This is a genomic window from Novosphingobium sp. PhB55, assembly GCF_004368805.1.
In the GTDB taxonomy this organism is placed as follows: Bacteria; Pseudomonadota; Alphaproteobacteria; order Sphingomonadales; family Sphingomonadaceae; genus Novosphingobium.
The window spans coordinates 81,715-95,128 of record NZ_SODQ01000011.1 but is presented as its reverse complement, the minus strand read 5'-3'; the positions used below and the strand labels follow the sequence as shown (position 1 = coordinate 95,128).

The window sequence follows — 13,414 nt, the reverse complement described above, 5'->3', positions numbered from 1 at the left end:
CATGTCGCTGGGTGCGATCGTCGATCTAACAGCTTGGCTTTGCGCCAATTAGGGGTGATATTTTCGATGGTTATTGACCGCCACACTGCGGTTTTTCTCGACGAGGTTGATCGCATCATGAACTTGATTGTCCACTATGTGAACATATCTCATGAAAACATGGATGTCCTTATGACCCGTGAGCGCCATGCCTACTTTCAAGGGAAGTCCTGAGTTCGCGATATCAGTTGCTGCACGATGCCTAACAGCGTGAGTACCGACATGTGTGACTTTCGCTTCTTTTAAGATTCTGCCCCAAGCAGCCCAGTAGGTGGCATAAGGCATACACCTTTTCTGATCGCCGGGCGCGGGAATGACATAAATGGACGTCGCGCTGCGCTCGGCCTTCTTCAAAAGCTTGTGTGCCTCAACGCTGAGGGGTTTCCAAAGGCGTCCAGTCTTGGTGTCAGGCCAAACGACACGACGAGTGCTGAAGTCGATCCAACTCCATTCAAGAGTGAGGATTTCGGATATCCTAGCGGAAAAAGCGAATTGAAGCCGAGCCGCCAGCAAAACCCCTTCATTTTCCAGACAAAGTTCATGTGCCAAATCAAGATATCGGAATATCCTGGCTAGCTCATCGTCCAGGAGGAGCCGCGTAGATTCTTGAACTGGGAACGGCTTAAAGCCTTTGCAAGGATTTTTACCTTTTTCGAGGTAACCCCAATATTCAGCTTGATTGAACATCTTTTTTAGAGATGTAATAATTACATTGCCAATTCCACGTGAATTATTGAAATCTGCGATGACCTCCTTCATTGCTTCCTTAGATATAGCGTCAATCTTCACATGACCGAGTACAGGTAAAATATGCCTGCGGATTACGGTGTCGTAGGTCGTGTAGGTTGTCCGACGACAACGCTTTGCCACATGGCGATCCATAAACTCAGTAAAGAGCTGCTTGAGGGTGAGGGTCTCGCGGCGATGCTGCTTGTCGAAGAGTGGGTCTCCTCCGGCTCGAACATCCGCCATCCATTTTTGAGCAATGGCCCGCGCTTGTTCTGCGGTAAGTTCGCCGTAAGCGCCGATCGCTGGTTTGCGTCTCCTGCCGTCGGTGGTACGGTACTGAAGCATGAAGGTTTTTCGGCCATTTGGCGCGATCCTGCAAAGGAATCCTGGCAAAACTGAATCCCGGAGCTCGTACTCCGCGGCCTGAGGTTGGGAAGCGTCGAGAGTTCGTCTGTTCAATTTGGCGATTGGCATTTGAGTAGTCCTCACCTGATCCCGAACTCCAGGGGCCGCATAGGGGCTTTCTGGCGGTAACTCGGGGCTTGTTCCATCGAACGCCAGGGAAGTCTAAAGCCGATTAAATCTCTGATAAATAGATGTTATTCTTACTCAGTCGAACCTTGGCGAACACCGTCATACAGCTTTCCTCCGACCCAGTAGTACATCTCGCGGAAACGACCGCCTGGAACGACGTAGGGCTGTTCGAGATGAATCGCGGAGTCTCCCGCGCGCGGGGTTTGTGCGTCTCGGCGGACGAGTTGCGGCCAGAGTGCTTTGATGTGGGTGCGCATCGCGGTCGGCGCGGTGTCGTTTATGCCGGGGACGATGAACTCGGCCAGGACGAAGGCGCGCAGTTCCTGAGGCGTCGTGGGCTTCGCTGCCTCGAACTTGCGCATGATCGTTGCGGGATCAGTGCGGGGCACGGCATCGACGAACGTCTTGCCGTCCTCGAAGATCTTGTGCTCCTGTACGTCCGAGAACAGGGCGCCATACTGGTCCGCAGGCGAAGGGACCGGCGGCGTGTTGGCGCAGAGAGCGACGCAGATACTGGTCACGGCAAGCGCGGAAGCCAATCGAAGGCGCAGCGCGGTGCCGCGAGATGTTGTCTTGTTGCTCATGCCCGGTCCCATCCAGCCTTGCCTGCGTTCAGCAGGCTCAACCGATATACCGAGCCAAAGTGCCCGGTATGTGGCGGAAAAACCGGTTCTTCCCGCGCTGGATTTCTATTCGAGGACGGTCCGGAGCAGGCTCAGGCGGCGACGTCAGTGTCGATATCGGGCGCCGCGACGATGGGGGAGCGGCGCAAGGGGACGTCCTTCGAGCGGCGGATAGCACAGAGCCGGGTTTCGCCGTCCCATAGCTCGGCGTCGCGGGTGGCGGCCTCTCGGTGGGCGAGCATGAGGGCCTCGGGCAAATCGAACGCTTCAAAATGGATGGTTTCGCCAGCCCCGTGTGGCTGTGCGAACTTCAGGGTGTAGATCTTCATTTGCATCCTCCGGGCGCCGGGAACCGTTGCGGTCCTCACTGGCGCCGCGCCTTGTCTGCCCTGTCATTGCCGGCTTGAGAATGCGGGACAATCCGGAAAAGTTCCCAGGGCCAGGAAGTTAACGCCAATTGTCATCCAGGCGAGAGACGGGAAGCTGCGCCCCAGGCAAAGCGCGCCACTGCGGCGAAGCAGAACAGCGGCAGCGCCATCGCCACCTGAAGATCCGCGCGCTCGCTGAGGAGGCCCATCAGCGGCGGGAACACGGCGCCGCCGATCACGGCCATGACGATCAGCGAAGACCCCATCGTGGTGCCCGCACCCAGATCGCGAATGCCCAGCGCAAAGATCGTGGGAAACATGATCGACATGAAGAAGCTGGTAAGCGCCAGGCAGGCGATGGCGGCTACGCCGCTCAGCGACATGGCCATTGCGACCATGACGATGTTGGCGAGCGCGAAACCCAGCAGCAACTTTGCCGCCGGCACGCGGTGCATCAGGGCGGCGCCCACGAAGCGGCCCGCCATGAACAGCACGAGGCTGCCGGAGAGCAGGAATGCAGCGGTCCGCTCGGGCGTCTGCGGGGCGAGGTGCTTGGTGAAGTCCACGAAGAAACTCCAGATCCCGACTTGCGCGCCGACATAGAAGAACTGGGCGATCACGGCGCCGAGCAGGAGGCGATTGGCCAGCACGGTGCGCAAGCCGCCGGTGGAGGCGCCGGTCAGGGCATCCTTCGGCGCGCTCTCGATTCGCGGCAAGCGAACCCGCGCCAGCCCGGCGGCGAGGATCACGACGAAGCCGGCAAGGCACAAGTAAGGGATCTTGACCATGTTCGCCTCGGTGCCGCGCCAGGCTTCGAGTTGGGCATGAGTCATGGCCGAGAGGTCGGCCGCGCTGTGCTCTACGCCCGAGAAGATGAAGAGCCCGCCCAGGATCGGGGCAACCACGGCGCCAAGCCCGTTGAAGCCCTGTGCCAGGGTAAGCCGCTGTGAGGCGCGCGAGGGGTCGCCGAAGCGAGCGACATAGGGGTTTGCCGAAGTTTCCAGAAATGCTGCGCCCGAGGCGATTACGAACAAGGCGAGCAGGAAGGCCCAGTAGCGATGCACTTCTGCCGCGGGAAAGAACAGCAGCGCGCCCAGCGCGTAGAGGCCAAGCCCTGTCAGCAGTCCCGCCCGGTAGCCGAAGCGCTTGAGCAGGAAGCCGGCAGGGAGCGCCCAGACGAAATAGGCGAGGTAGAACACGAACTGGATGAAACCGGCCTCTCCGCGCGAGAGGGCGAGGGCCTTCTGGAACTGGCGGATGAGGATATCGTTCAGGTTGTTTGCCAGGGCCCAGGCGAAGAACACGCTCGTTACCAGCACGAAGCCGGGCCAGAACCCCGGAAATACGAAGCGCGAAGGGGTGCCGGGCTCTTCCGGTGCAAGTTGCCCCGTCGGTGGAACCGCCGGCAAGTCTGCCGCCAGGATCGTCTCCATTTCCATCCTCTCCGTCCCGTCCTCAGGACTTGTGCTTCGCCGGCCTTTCGCGCGCAACCGTCTTCCACAAAAGATTGACGCTTGCGCTATGCCCGATCGCTCGCTAAATTTTCACATATAGAAGATGCTGTCAAATACGGCAGTGAGAGAGGAGCGCCGATCGATGATGTCGGGCCATATCGATGCGCACCAGCATTTCTGGGCCTATGATCCGGGGGAATACCCGTGGATCGAGGCGGGCTCCGGCATCGATCGGGATTTCACTCCCGACCTTATTGCAAACGATCTCACCGCTTGCGGAATCGCGGGCTCCATTGCCGTCCAGGCGCGCCAGAGCGAAGGCGAGACTCGCTGGTTGCTGGACCTGGCCGCGAACCATGCCGCTATCGTGGGCGTGGTGGGCTGGATAGACCTGACCGCTCCCGATCTTTCCGAACGTCTTGCCGTGCTGGCAGACGAGCCACGCCTGATCGGTTTTCGCCACCATGTGCAGGACGAGCCCGATCCGGACTTCCTGGAGCGCCCGGATTTCCGGCGCGGCGTGCGGCAGGTTCTGGAAGCCGGTTATGCCTACGACCTTCTCATTCATGCGCCGCAGCTTGAGGGCGTTCCCGCCTTTCTCGATGCCGTGGGGCCGGGCTGCATCGTCATCGATCACGGTGCCAAGCCGGGAATTGCGGCGGGCGAATGGGAGCCCTGGGCAAGCCGGATCGCCCATGTCGCGCAGGCCTCTCCGGTGTTCTGCAAGCTGTCCGGCCTCGTTACCCAGGCGCGCGGACGGGACTGGAGCGAGCTGCAGATGCTGCGCTACATGGAGCATCTGCTAAACTGCTTCGGACCCGGTCGGCTCATCTATGGCTCCGACTGGCCGGTCTGCGAACTGGCCGCCAGTTACCGCGAGGTTCACGCGCTCGCGTTGAAGCTTCTGGCGCCGCTCGGCGCGGGGGACCGCGACGCCATCATGGGCGGCAGTGCCCGCCGTGCCTATTTCCAGCTTGCCGGTGACGGCGATCTGGCTGCCTGCCGCGAAACGGCCATGGGAACCGGCGCTTGACGTCACGCCCAGCCGGATCGCCCGACACTCCATTCGAACGAGGTACTTGATGAGACTTGCCGGTAAGAGCGCGGTCGTGACCGCTGCGGCAGCAGGGATTGGCCGCGCGATCGCGGAAAGGTTCGTGGCGGAAGGCGCGGCGGTTCATGCCGTCGACCGGGACCGCGAAGGGCTGGCGGACCTGGCGGGCGTGGAGACCCATGTGGTCGACCTCACCGATGCCGGGGCTGTCCGGGAGCTGGCGCGCGCGACGGGGAGCTGCGACATTCTGGTGAACTGCGCCGGGATCGTCCATCCCGGTACTTTGCTGGACTGCACCGACGAACAATGGGCGCAGGCGCTCGATCTCAACGTCACGGCCGCTTTCCGCGTGATCCGCGAGTATCTCCCGGCCATGGTGGACAAGCGAACGGGATCCATCGTCAACATCTCCTCGGTTGCCTCTTCGATCATCGGCGTGCGCAATCGCTTCGCCTACGGTGCCAGCAAGGCGGCGGTGATCGGGCTGACCAAGTCCATCGCGGCCGATTACGTGGAGATGGGAATCCGCTGCAACGCGATCTGTCCCGGCACGGTGGAAAGCCCGTCGCTGGTAGGGCGCATGAAGGCGCAGGCCGAGGCGACCGGCAACTCCTTCGAGGAGACGCGCAGCGCCTTCGCCGCGCGCCAGCCGGTGGGCCGGCTTGGCCGGCCGGAAGAGATTGCCGCGCTGGCGACCTACCTCGCTTCGGACGAAAGCGCGTTCACGACCGGCACCACGGCCGTGATCGACGGCGGATGGACCGTCGAATGAGCCGCATCACCGCCCTGCGCACCGCCGACATTCGCTTCCCGACCAGCCTGGCGCTGGACGGATCGGACGCCATGAACCCCGACCCCGATTATTCGGCGGCCTATGTCATCCTGGAAACCGACGATCTCGATATCGAGGGGCACGGTCTCACGTTCACCATCGGGCGTGGAAACGAGATCTGCGTCGCCGCGATCGAAGCCCTGCGGCCGCTGGTCGTGGGGCTGGAGCTGGACTGGATCAGGGACGATCCGGGCCGGTTCTGGCGTCATGTCACCGGCGACAGCCAGTTGCGCTGGATCGGTCCCGACAAGGGCGCCATGCACATGGCCGCCGGGGCCGTCGTCAATGCGGTGTGGGACTGGTGGGCGAAGGTCGAGGGCAAGCCGCTCTGGCGGCTGATCGGCGAGATGAGCCCCGAGCAGATCGTGCGGGCCATCGACTTCCGCTACATGACCGATTGCATCGGCCCGGAGGAAGCGCTCGAACTGCTGACGCGCAAGGCGCAAGGCAAGGCCAAGCGGGTGGAGCGGCTGCTGGAGAGCGGCTTCCCGTGCTACACCACTTCGGCAGGCTGGCTCGGCTATCCCGACGACAAGCTGCGCCGTCTGGCGCAGGAGGCCGTCGATGCAGGCTTCCGGCAGATCAAGCTGAAAGTCGGTCGCGATCTCGAGGACGATATCCGCCGCGTGCGCATCGCGCGTGAGGTGATCGGGCCGGATTGCCGCCTGCTGATCGATGCCAACCAGATATGGGAACGGCAGCAGGCCATCGACTGGGTCAATGCACTGGCCTTCGCGAAGCCCTGGTTCATCGAGGAGCCGACCAGTCCTGACGATGTCGAGGCGCACCGGGCCATCCGCGAGGCGATCCACCCGGTTCGTGTCGCTACGGGCGAGATGTGCCAGAACCGCATGCTGTTCAAGCAGTTCATGATGCGCGAGGCCATCGATGTCGTGCAGATCGACAGCTGCCGCATCGGCGGGGTGAACGAGATCCTGGGCGTGCTGCTCATGGCCGCGAAGTACGACCTGCCGGTCTGGCCCCATGCCGGCGGGGTGGGCCTCTGCGAATATGTCCAGCATCTGTCGATGATCGATTACCTCTGCTTCTCGGGCACGATGGAGGACCGCGTGATCGAATATGTCGACCATCTGCACGAGCACTTCGTGGACCCCTGTGTGATCCGGGATGCTGCCTATATGCCGCCGGAGCGTCCGGGCTTCTCCATCGAGATGAAGGCGGAATCGATCGCCCAGTACCGGGTGGACTGATGGACCTGGAACTGAAGGACAAGGTCGTCGTGGTCAGCGGCGGCGGGGCGGGTATCGGCGGCGCGGTGTCGCTGGCCCTCGCGCGCGAAGGCGCCATTCCGGCGATCCTGGGGCGCAGTCCCCTGGCCGCCGACTTCGAAGCCGAGCTGCGCGAACTGCAAGGCGATGCGCTGTTCCGGCAAGTCGATGTCACTGACGACGAGGCCTGCCGCGACGCGATCGCGGAGATCGCCGCCGCCGGCCGCGGGATCCACGGTCTGGTCAACAATGCCGGGGCGAACGACGGGGTGGGGTTGGAGGCCGGAACGCAGGCCTTCATGGCCTCCGTCCACGCCAACCTTGCGCATTACTACGGGCTCGCCCATCACTGCCTGCCGCACTTGCGCGAAAGCCGGGGTGCCATCGTCAACATCTCGTCCAAGACGGCGGTGACCGGGCAGGGGCAGACCAGTGGCTACGTCGCCGCCAAGGCGGCACAGCTCGGCCTCACGCGCGAATGGGCGGCGGCGTTGCTGGCGGACGGCATTCGCGTGAACGCGGTGCTGCCCGCCGAAGTGATGACGCCGCTCTATGCCCGGTGGATCGAGAGTTTCGAGGATCCCGGCGCCAAGCTGGCGGAGATTTCTGAGCGCGTACCTCTGGGGCGGCGCATGACCATGGCCGGCGAAGTGGCCGACACCGTGGTCTTTCTGCTCTCCGCGCGGGCCAGCCACACGACGGGACAATGGATATTTCCGGACGGCGGCTATACGCACCTCGACCGGCTGTTGACGTGATTATCTTTCGAAGGAGTATGCTGTGAAGCTAGTGCGGTTCGGTGAGAAGGGGCAGGAACGCCCGGGAATCCTCGATGGTGAAGGCCGCATCAGGGACATATCGCAGATCGTCCCGGATATCGCCGGTGACGTGCTGACGCCGGAGGGGCTGGCTGCACTGCGCGGGCTGGACCTGGCAAGCCTGCCGCTTGCGCCCGAGGGCGCGCGGATCGGGCCTTGCGTGGGCGGTGTCGGCAAGTTCGTGTGCATCGGCCTCAACTACCGCGATCACGCCCGCGAAAGCGGCATGGCGATCCCGTCGGAACCGGTGGTGTTCAACAAGTGGACCAGCGCGATCTGCGGGCCGGACGACGATATCGTCAAGCCGCGCGGCTCGGACCGGATGGACTGGGAAGTCGAACTCGGCGTGGTGATCGGCAAGGGCGGGGTCTACATTCCCGAAGCCGAAGCCCTGGGCCACGTTGCCGGCTACTGCGTGGTTCACGACGTGTCGGAACGCAGCTTCCAGTTCGATCGCGGTGGCACCTGGGACAAGGGCAAGGGCTGCGATACGTTCGGCCCGATCGGCCCCTGGCTGGTCACTCCCGACGAGGCTCCGGCGCTGGACGACATGCGCCTCTGGCTCGAAGTGGACGGCGAGCGCGTGCAGGATGGCACCACGGCCGAAATGATCTTCCCCGTCGCGGCGATCATTTCGCATCTCAGCCAGTTCATGAGCCTTCAGCCCGGCGACGTGATATCGACGGGTACGCCCGCCGGTGTCGGACTGGGCTTCGATCCGCCTCGCTTCCTCTCGGCAGGCCAGGCCGTGCGCCTGGGCATCGAGGGTCTGGGCGAGCAGAACCAGCGCGTGGTCGCGGCCGGCTGATAGCGAACGGCCGTCAAGGATGATCGCGGCGGGGACGGTCCCCGCCGCGTGGCTCGCGGGGGGCGGGCAGGAGCAAGGAAGGGCAAAGATTTTGGGCAACGTCCGCTCCACAGGAGCATCAGGGGCAAAGCGCGGATCCGACACCGAAAGCGGTGAGACGGACGGCAAGCGTGCCTATTCCGCGCCCGCGCTGGAAAAAGGGATCGAGATCCTCGAACTTTTCGCGCGCGATCCCAGCGGCCTTACGATCAGCGAGATCGCCCAGCGGCTGGAGCGTTCGATCAGCGAAGTGTTCCGCATCATCATCGTGATGGAGCGGCGCGGCTGGCTGCGCAAGGATCCCGCCAACGACCGCTACAGCGTGTCCTACCGCGTGCTGGACGTCGCCTTTCGGGCCACGCCTGCACATACCTTGAGCAATGTCGCGGCGCCGGTCATGCACCAGTTGTCGATCGATACCAACCAGTCGTGCCATCTGGTGGTCCGCACCGGCGCTGCCGCCACGGTGATCCACCGCCAGGAGAACGCCGGGCCGGTAGGCTTCGGCATTCGGCTGGGCACGGTGGTGGACATGATGACGAGCTGTTCCGGGCACGTCCTCCTGGCCTTCACCTCGCCGGAGCGCCGCGCGGCCGCGATCGCCGATTTGCCGGACGCCAGCCAGGCAGCGCTGCGGCGGCTTGAAAAGCGCCTCGATACGGTCCGCGAGCAGGGCTATGAAATGCAGCCGAGTGCGCGGGCGTCCGGCGTGACCGACATCAGCTTCCCGGTCTTCGGCTTCGATGGGCAGGTCAGCGCCGCGCTGACTTTGCCGTTTCTCCTGACCATCGACGGCTCCCAGCGAACCGATCTCAACGAAACGCGCCGGATGCTGGGCGAAGCGGCGCGGCAGATCTCCGCCGGACTTGGCTGGCTGCCGCCGCGGGAAGAAGACTGAGCCCATCGCGGCGGTATCCCCGGCCGGACAGGACCGGCCGGGGGCGCGACAGTCAGACCAGCTTGTTGCTGCGGATCAGTTCGCGGTACCAGTCGGCGCTGAGCTTCGGCGTGCGCTTCTGGGTCTTGAAGTCGACGTGGTGGATCCCGAACAGCTTGGTATAGCCGTCCTCCCACTCGAAGTTGTCCATCAGGCTCCAGAGGAAGTAGCCGTCCACGGGATAGCCTTCCCTCACTGCCCGCTGGAGGTGGGTCAGGTAATTGCGCAAGTACATCACGCGGTCGGCATCGTAGACTTTGCCGTCCTGGGCCACGGGATCGTCGGCCGAGCAGCCGTTCTCCGAAATATAGAGCTTCTTCGGCTTCCACAGTTCGCTGACGGTGCGGATCGACCAGTACAGCGCTTCCGGGGTCACGTAGAGCCAGGGTGAGGCCATGCGCGGCGAATTGGCAAGATGCGGCAGGATCTCGTAGCCGCTCGCCGTAGCGGCAGCCCGCACGGTGTTCGCGGTGTAGACGTTGAGCGAGACGAAATCGAGCGGGCTGCCGATCGCCTTCATGTCGCCTGCCTGCACCTTGGGCGCGTCCTTGCCCTGCGCGGCAAGGTAGCTGTCGATATAGCGCCCTTCCATGATCGCGGTGAGGAACATGGCGTTCTCCTCGCGCATGGCCTTTTTGGTCGCCTCGATGTGCTCAGGCGTTTCGATGGCGGGGACGAAGATGGTGGCGTTGTCGGCCAGGCCGACCTGGGTTCCGGCCCTGGCATGGGCGCGGATCGCCTGGACGCCGAGCCCGTGCGCGAGCACGCCGTGGTGCCGCACCTGGTTGACCTGATCCATCGGCAGCCGCAGCGCGGGGGCCTTGTTGCCGTTCCAGTAGGCAAGGTCGGTGAAGCAGCGCAGTTCGTTCACCGTCATGAAGTGCTTCACGCGGTCGGACGTCTTGCTGGCCATGAAGCCGGCATAGTCCGCGAAGGCAAGGGCGGTATCGCGCGATTGCCAGCCGCCTTGGAGGCCGGTGGGCAGGTCCCAGTGGAACAGCGTCATGTGCGGCTCGATGCCCGCGGCGAGCAGGCCATCGACAAGGCGGTTGTAGTAGTCGAGTCCCTTCTGGTTGGGCTTGCCCTTGCCGCTTGGGAAAATGCGCGACCAGGCCACCGAGAAACGGTAGGCCTTCACGCCCAGCGCTTTCAGCAGCGCGATATCCTCGGCATAGCGGTGATAGCTGTCGCAGGCGACATCTCCCGTGCCGCCGTCCGTCGTCTTGCCGGGGGTGTGCGCATACGTGTCCCAGACGGTCTCGCCGCGCCCGTCTTCCTTGACGCCGCCTTCGATCTGGTAGGCCGCGGTGGCGCAGCCCCAGGTGAAGTCGGCAGGGAAGCCCAGCGGGTCCTGAGCCCCGCGATCCGTCCGCGGCCCCGTGCCGGGGGCGGAAGGTTGCGCGGAGGCGGGCCAGGCGCCCAGTGCCGTGCCGAGGCCTGCTGCTGCCAGCCCCAGCCCGAGTTCCCTGCGATTGATACCAGTCATTGTCCTGCTTCCTGTGCTGCCGTACCCGCCCCGATCACGCGCACCAGGCCGGAAACGGACTGGCCGGTGGGGAGCTTGCTTTTGCTCGTGAGCGTTCCGGCCGCCTGGTTCCACACCAGTTCGGCCTTGCGCCCGTCGCTCTTGCGATAGGCGTTCGTCGTACCGTCATCGTCGTAGAGCGTGAAGTGGCTGTCTGCGCCCGGATAGACCCGGATGCTTTCGATCGCCTGCTGCTCCGCCGTGCTCTTCACGGCTGCGCCCATCGGCACGATCGAGCCCGCCTTCACGAACAGCGGAATGCGGGAGATCGAGGCATCGACGTCCACGCTCTGTCCGCCTTCGAAGCGCTGGTTGGTCCAGTAATCGTACCAGGCGGTGCCGGCGGGGAGGTAGACCGACTTGCGGGTCTGCCCCTGCTCGGTGACCGGCGCCACCAGGAAGGCCGGGCCGAACATATATTCGTCGCCCAGCGTCGCGGCCTTGGGATCGTTCGGGAAGTCCATGAACAGCGCGCGCATGAAGGGCGCGCCGGTCTCGTAAGTGTGCCGTCCCAGGGAATAGATATAGGGCATGAGTGTGTAGCGCAGGCGCAGGTAGTCCGCGAGGATCGGCTCGGCGGCGGTGCCGTATTCCCAGATCGCCGTGGCTGGGCGCTGGCCGTGGATGCGCAAGGTTGGAGTGAAGACGCTGTACTGGAACCAGCGCACGAAGAGTTCCGGATAGTCCGGATAGTCGGGCGCCATGGCGGTCGCTCCGGCAGGATCGACCAGAACGGGATGTTCGGCTTTCGGACCGCTCGGCCACTGCCAGCCGCCGATGTCGCTGCCCCAATAGGCCAAGCCCGAGGCAGTGAAGTTCAGGCCGGTGGGGATCTGACGGTGCAGGGCTTCCCAGGTGGACTTCACATCCGAGGACCAGAACAGGCTGCCGGTGCGCTGCGAACCGAGGTAGGCGGCGCGCGACAGGATCATGTTGCGCATGCCGGGCCGGTCGCGCGCAGAGCCTTCCGCCGCGCCCGAGGTGTGCACCAGCGGGAACAGGTTGTGGTAGCGATCGCCCGATCCGATGGAGTAGAAATAGCCGTCCGGAATGAGATCGGGCTCGGTTTCATCCAGCCAGAGCCAGTCGAAGCCCTGGCTAAGGATATTGTCGCGCACTTTGCCCCAGAACCACGCGCGGGCCTCGGGATTGGTGCTGTCGATCAGCGCACCGGCCCGGTCGAAGCGCATGGGCAATCCGTCCACGGGCTTGCCGTCCTTGTCCTTCAGGAACCAGCCCTTGCCCGCCAGCATGTCGAAGTAACGCGATTCCCGCTCGAAACGGGGCCAGACGCTAATGATCGAGCGCATGCCCATCGATTTCAGGGTGTCGTTCATGCCCTTCGGATCGGGGTAGTACGTCCGGTCGATGTCGAGCTGGCCCATGCGGGTCCAGTAGAACCAGTCCAGCACCATGACGTCGAGCGGATAGCCGCGCTGGCGATAGCCATTGGCGATGCCGAGCAGTTCCTGCTGGCTTTCGTAGCGCGCCTTGCTCTGGATCAGGCCGAAGCCGGCCTTGGGCGGCAGAGGCGTGGCGCCGGTCAGCTTGGCGTAACCGGCGTAAAGCTCGTCGCTGGTCTTGCCGGTGATGACGAAGAACGAGACGCGCTCACCCACTTGCGACTGGAAGCGGGTGGTCGAATGAAGGCCCGGCCAGACCAGGGTGCGCGCCGGGTTGTCCCAGACGATGCCCCAGAGCTTGCCGTTGGCTTTGGTGGTGACGAGGAACGGCACGCAGACGGTTTCGCCCGCCGGCGCGTCATAGCTGTGCGAGCAGTCGATCTGGCGGCCCTTGAGATCGAGCGCGCCTTCCTGGTTCTGGCCGAGGCCGTAATAATGCTCGCCCGACACCGCCTCGAACGTCGCGCCGACCTTGAAGGTCTTCTCGCCGTTGACGGTGACGGGGGCCATGTCCCAACCCGTCATCTTCGTCAGCAACTCCCCTTGGCCGTCGCGGATCGACAGGCTGACCGGCGGCAGCGAAGGCGCGAAATAGCGCTCCATCTGGCTCGGCGCCTTGGGCCAGGGCTTGGCATCGACCGTGAGGCTGAGCGCGGAGGATGCGAAGATGTCGCCGTCGGTGCCGGCGCTATGGTTCCACCCTGCGGCGTCCGGCGCGGCATTGGGGCCTTCGCCCGGCGCGGCTTCGGCCAGTTCGGGATCGAGAGCGATGGTCACGCGCACGATGTTGGGCGCATAGGGCTCCACGGCGACGCGCGTGCCGTTGCGGTCCAGCAATGCCATCGGCGCTGCCAGCGCGGGCATGGCCAGGCCGAGGCAGGCCGCGCCCGCAACGCTTGCCAGCGCGCCGGCTTTCATCGATCTGGCCTTCATCGATCTGGCCATTGTCGTCTGAGCCTTCATTCGGGCTTTTAGGCTTCCTGCGATCATTCCTCTTGTCCCCTGTTCGCCTGCAATGTCGT

Annotated in this window: 12 protein-coding genes; 6 read left to right on the top strand and 6 right to left on the bottom strand. The window is 64.0% G+C overall.

Features of this window, described 5'->3' with window-relative positions; translation table 11 throughout:
- Positions 1-48: 48 nt before the first annotated feature.
- The 4 genes from EDF57_RS23225 to fucP all read right to left on the bottom strand — a co-directional run bounded on the left by EDF57_RS23225 (position 49) and on the right by fucP (position 3,726).
- Positions 49-1,242, bottom strand: coding sequence for a site-specific integrase (locus EDF57_RS23225; RefSeq protein ID WP_134096057.1), 1,194 nt, complete (start codon positions 1,240-1,242; stop codon positions 49-51).
- Between the two features lie 131 nt (positions 1,243-1,373).
- Positions 1,374-1,886, bottom strand: coding sequence for a trehalase family glycosidase (locus tag EDF57_RS23220; protein WP_134096056.1), 513 nt, complete (start codon positions 1,884-1,886; stop codon positions 1,374-1,376).
- A 131-nt stretch (positions 1,887-2,017) separates the two neighbouring features.
- Positions 2,018-2,254, bottom strand: a complete 237-nt coding sequence (locus EDF57_RS23215) for a hypothetical protein (protein ID WP_134096055.1) — start codon at positions 2,252-2,254, stop codon at positions 2,018-2,020.
- A 131-nt stretch (positions 2,255-2,385) separates the two neighbouring features.
- Complete coding sequence (fucP, locus tag EDF57_RS23210) at positions 2,386-3,726, bottom strand: L-fucose:H+ symporter permease (RefSeq protein WP_134096054.1); 1,341 nt, start codon at positions 3,724-3,726, stop codon at positions 2,386-2,388.
- 166 nt (positions 3,727-3,892) lie between these two features.
- On the opposite strand from fucP, the gene EDF57_RS23205 reads away from it, so the two are divergent.
- The 6 genes from EDF57_RS23205 (at position 3,893) to EDF57_RS23180 (ending at position 9,425) form a co-directional block, all read left to right on the top strand.
- Entirely contained in the window at positions 3,893-4,780 is an 888-nt protein-coding gene (locus tag EDF57_RS23205) for an amidohydrolase family protein (RefSeq protein WP_134096053.1), read from the top strand.
- Between the two features lie 49 nt (positions 4,781-4,829).
- Positions 4,830-5,573 (top strand): SDR family oxidoreductase, encoded by a 744-nt coding sequence (locus EDF57_RS23200; RefSeq protein ID WP_134096052.1) that lies wholly within the window; start codon positions 4,830-4,832, stop codon positions 5,571-5,573.
- Positions 5,570-6,844, top strand: a complete 1,275-nt coding sequence (locus tag EDF57_RS23195) for an L-fuconate dehydratase (protein ID WP_134096051.1) — start codon at positions 5,570-5,572, stop codon at positions 6,842-6,844. The genes EDF57_RS23200 and EDF57_RS23195 overlap by 4 nt, the downstream gene beginning before the upstream one ends.
- Complete coding sequence (locus EDF57_RS23190) at positions 6,844-7,620, top strand: SDR family oxidoreductase (protein WP_134096050.1); 777 nt, start codon at positions 6,844-6,846, stop codon at positions 7,618-7,620. Before EDF57_RS23195 ends, EDF57_RS23190 begins: the two co-directional genes overlap by 1 nt.
- Positions 7,621-7,642: 22 nt before the next feature.
- Positions 7,643-8,488 carry a fumarylacetoacetate hydrolase family protein gene (locus tag EDF57_RS23185; RefSeq protein ID WP_134096049.1) on the top strand — a complete coding sequence of 282 codons (846 nt, stop codon included), beginning with the start codon at positions 7,643-7,645 and terminating at the stop codon, positions 8,486-8,488.
- 91 nt (positions 8,489-8,579) lie between these two features.
- Positions 8,580-9,425, top strand: a complete 846-nt coding sequence (locus EDF57_RS23180) for an IclR family transcriptional regulator (protein WP_243841251.1) — start codon at positions 8,580-8,582, stop codon at positions 9,423-9,425.
- Positions 9,426-9,477: 52 nt separating this feature from the next.
- Here EDF57_RS23180 and EDF57_RS23175 read toward each other — a convergent pair whose 3' ends face one another.
- Both EDF57_RS23175 and EDF57_RS23170 read right to left on the bottom strand, forming a co-directional pair.
- Positions 9,478-10,950, bottom strand: coding sequence for a GH1 family beta-glucosidase (locus EDF57_RS23175; protein ID WP_134096047.1), 1,473 nt, complete (start codon positions 10,948-10,950; stop codon positions 9,478-9,480).
- Positions 10,947-13,325 (bottom strand): TIM-barrel domain-containing protein, encoded by a 2,379-nt coding sequence (locus EDF57_RS23170; RefSeq protein ID WP_134096046.1) that lies wholly within the window; start codon positions 13,323-13,325, stop codon positions 10,947-10,949. Before EDF57_RS23170 ends, EDF57_RS23175 begins: the two co-directional genes overlap by 4 nt.
- Between the last annotated feature and the right edge of the window lie 89 nt (positions 13,326-13,414).

What these genes read in the sequence shown, in the direction of transcription:
- EDF57_RS23225 (WP_134096057.1), bottom strand. Translation starts at nt 1,242, where the DNA reads ATGCCAATCGCCAAATTGAACAGACGAACTCTCGACGCTTCCCAACCT.
- EDF57_RS23220 (WP_134096056.1), bottom strand. Translation starts at nt 1,886, where the DNA reads ATGAGCAACAAGACAACATCTCGCGGCACCGCGCTGCGCCTTCGATTG.
- EDF57_RS23215 (WP_134096055.1), bottom strand. Translation starts at nt 2,254, where the DNA reads ATGAAGATCTACACCCTGAAGTTCGCACAGCCACACGGGGCTGGCGAA.
- fucP (WP_134096054.1), bottom strand. Translation starts at nt 3,726, where the DNA reads ATGGAGACGATCCTGGCGGCAGACTTGCCGGCGGTTCCACCGACGGGG.
- EDF57_RS23205 (WP_134096053.1), top strand. Translation starts at nt 3,893, where the DNA reads ATGTCGGGCCATATCGATGCGCACCAGCATTTCTGGGCCTATGATCCG.
- EDF57_RS23200 (WP_134096052.1), top strand. Translation starts at nt 4,830, where the DNA reads ATGAGACTTGCCGGTAAGAGCGCGGTCGTGACCGCTGCGGCAGCAGGG.
- EDF57_RS23195 (WP_134096051.1), top strand. Translation starts at nt 5,570, where the DNA reads ATGAGCCGCATCACCGCCCTGCGCACCGCCGACATTCGCTTCCCGACC.
- EDF57_RS23190 (WP_134096050.1), top strand. Translation starts at nt 6,844, where the DNA reads ATGGACCTGGAACTGAAGGACAAGGTCGTCGTGGTCAGCGGCGGCGGG.
- EDF57_RS23175 (WP_134096047.1), bottom strand. Translation starts at nt 10,950, where the DNA reads ATGACTGGTATCAATCGCAGGGAACTCGGGCTGGGGCTGGCAGCAGCA.
- EDF57_RS23170 (WP_134096046.1), bottom strand. Translation starts at nt 13,325, where the DNA reads ATGAAGGCCAGATCGATGAAAGCCGGCGCGCTGGCAAGCGTTGCGGGC.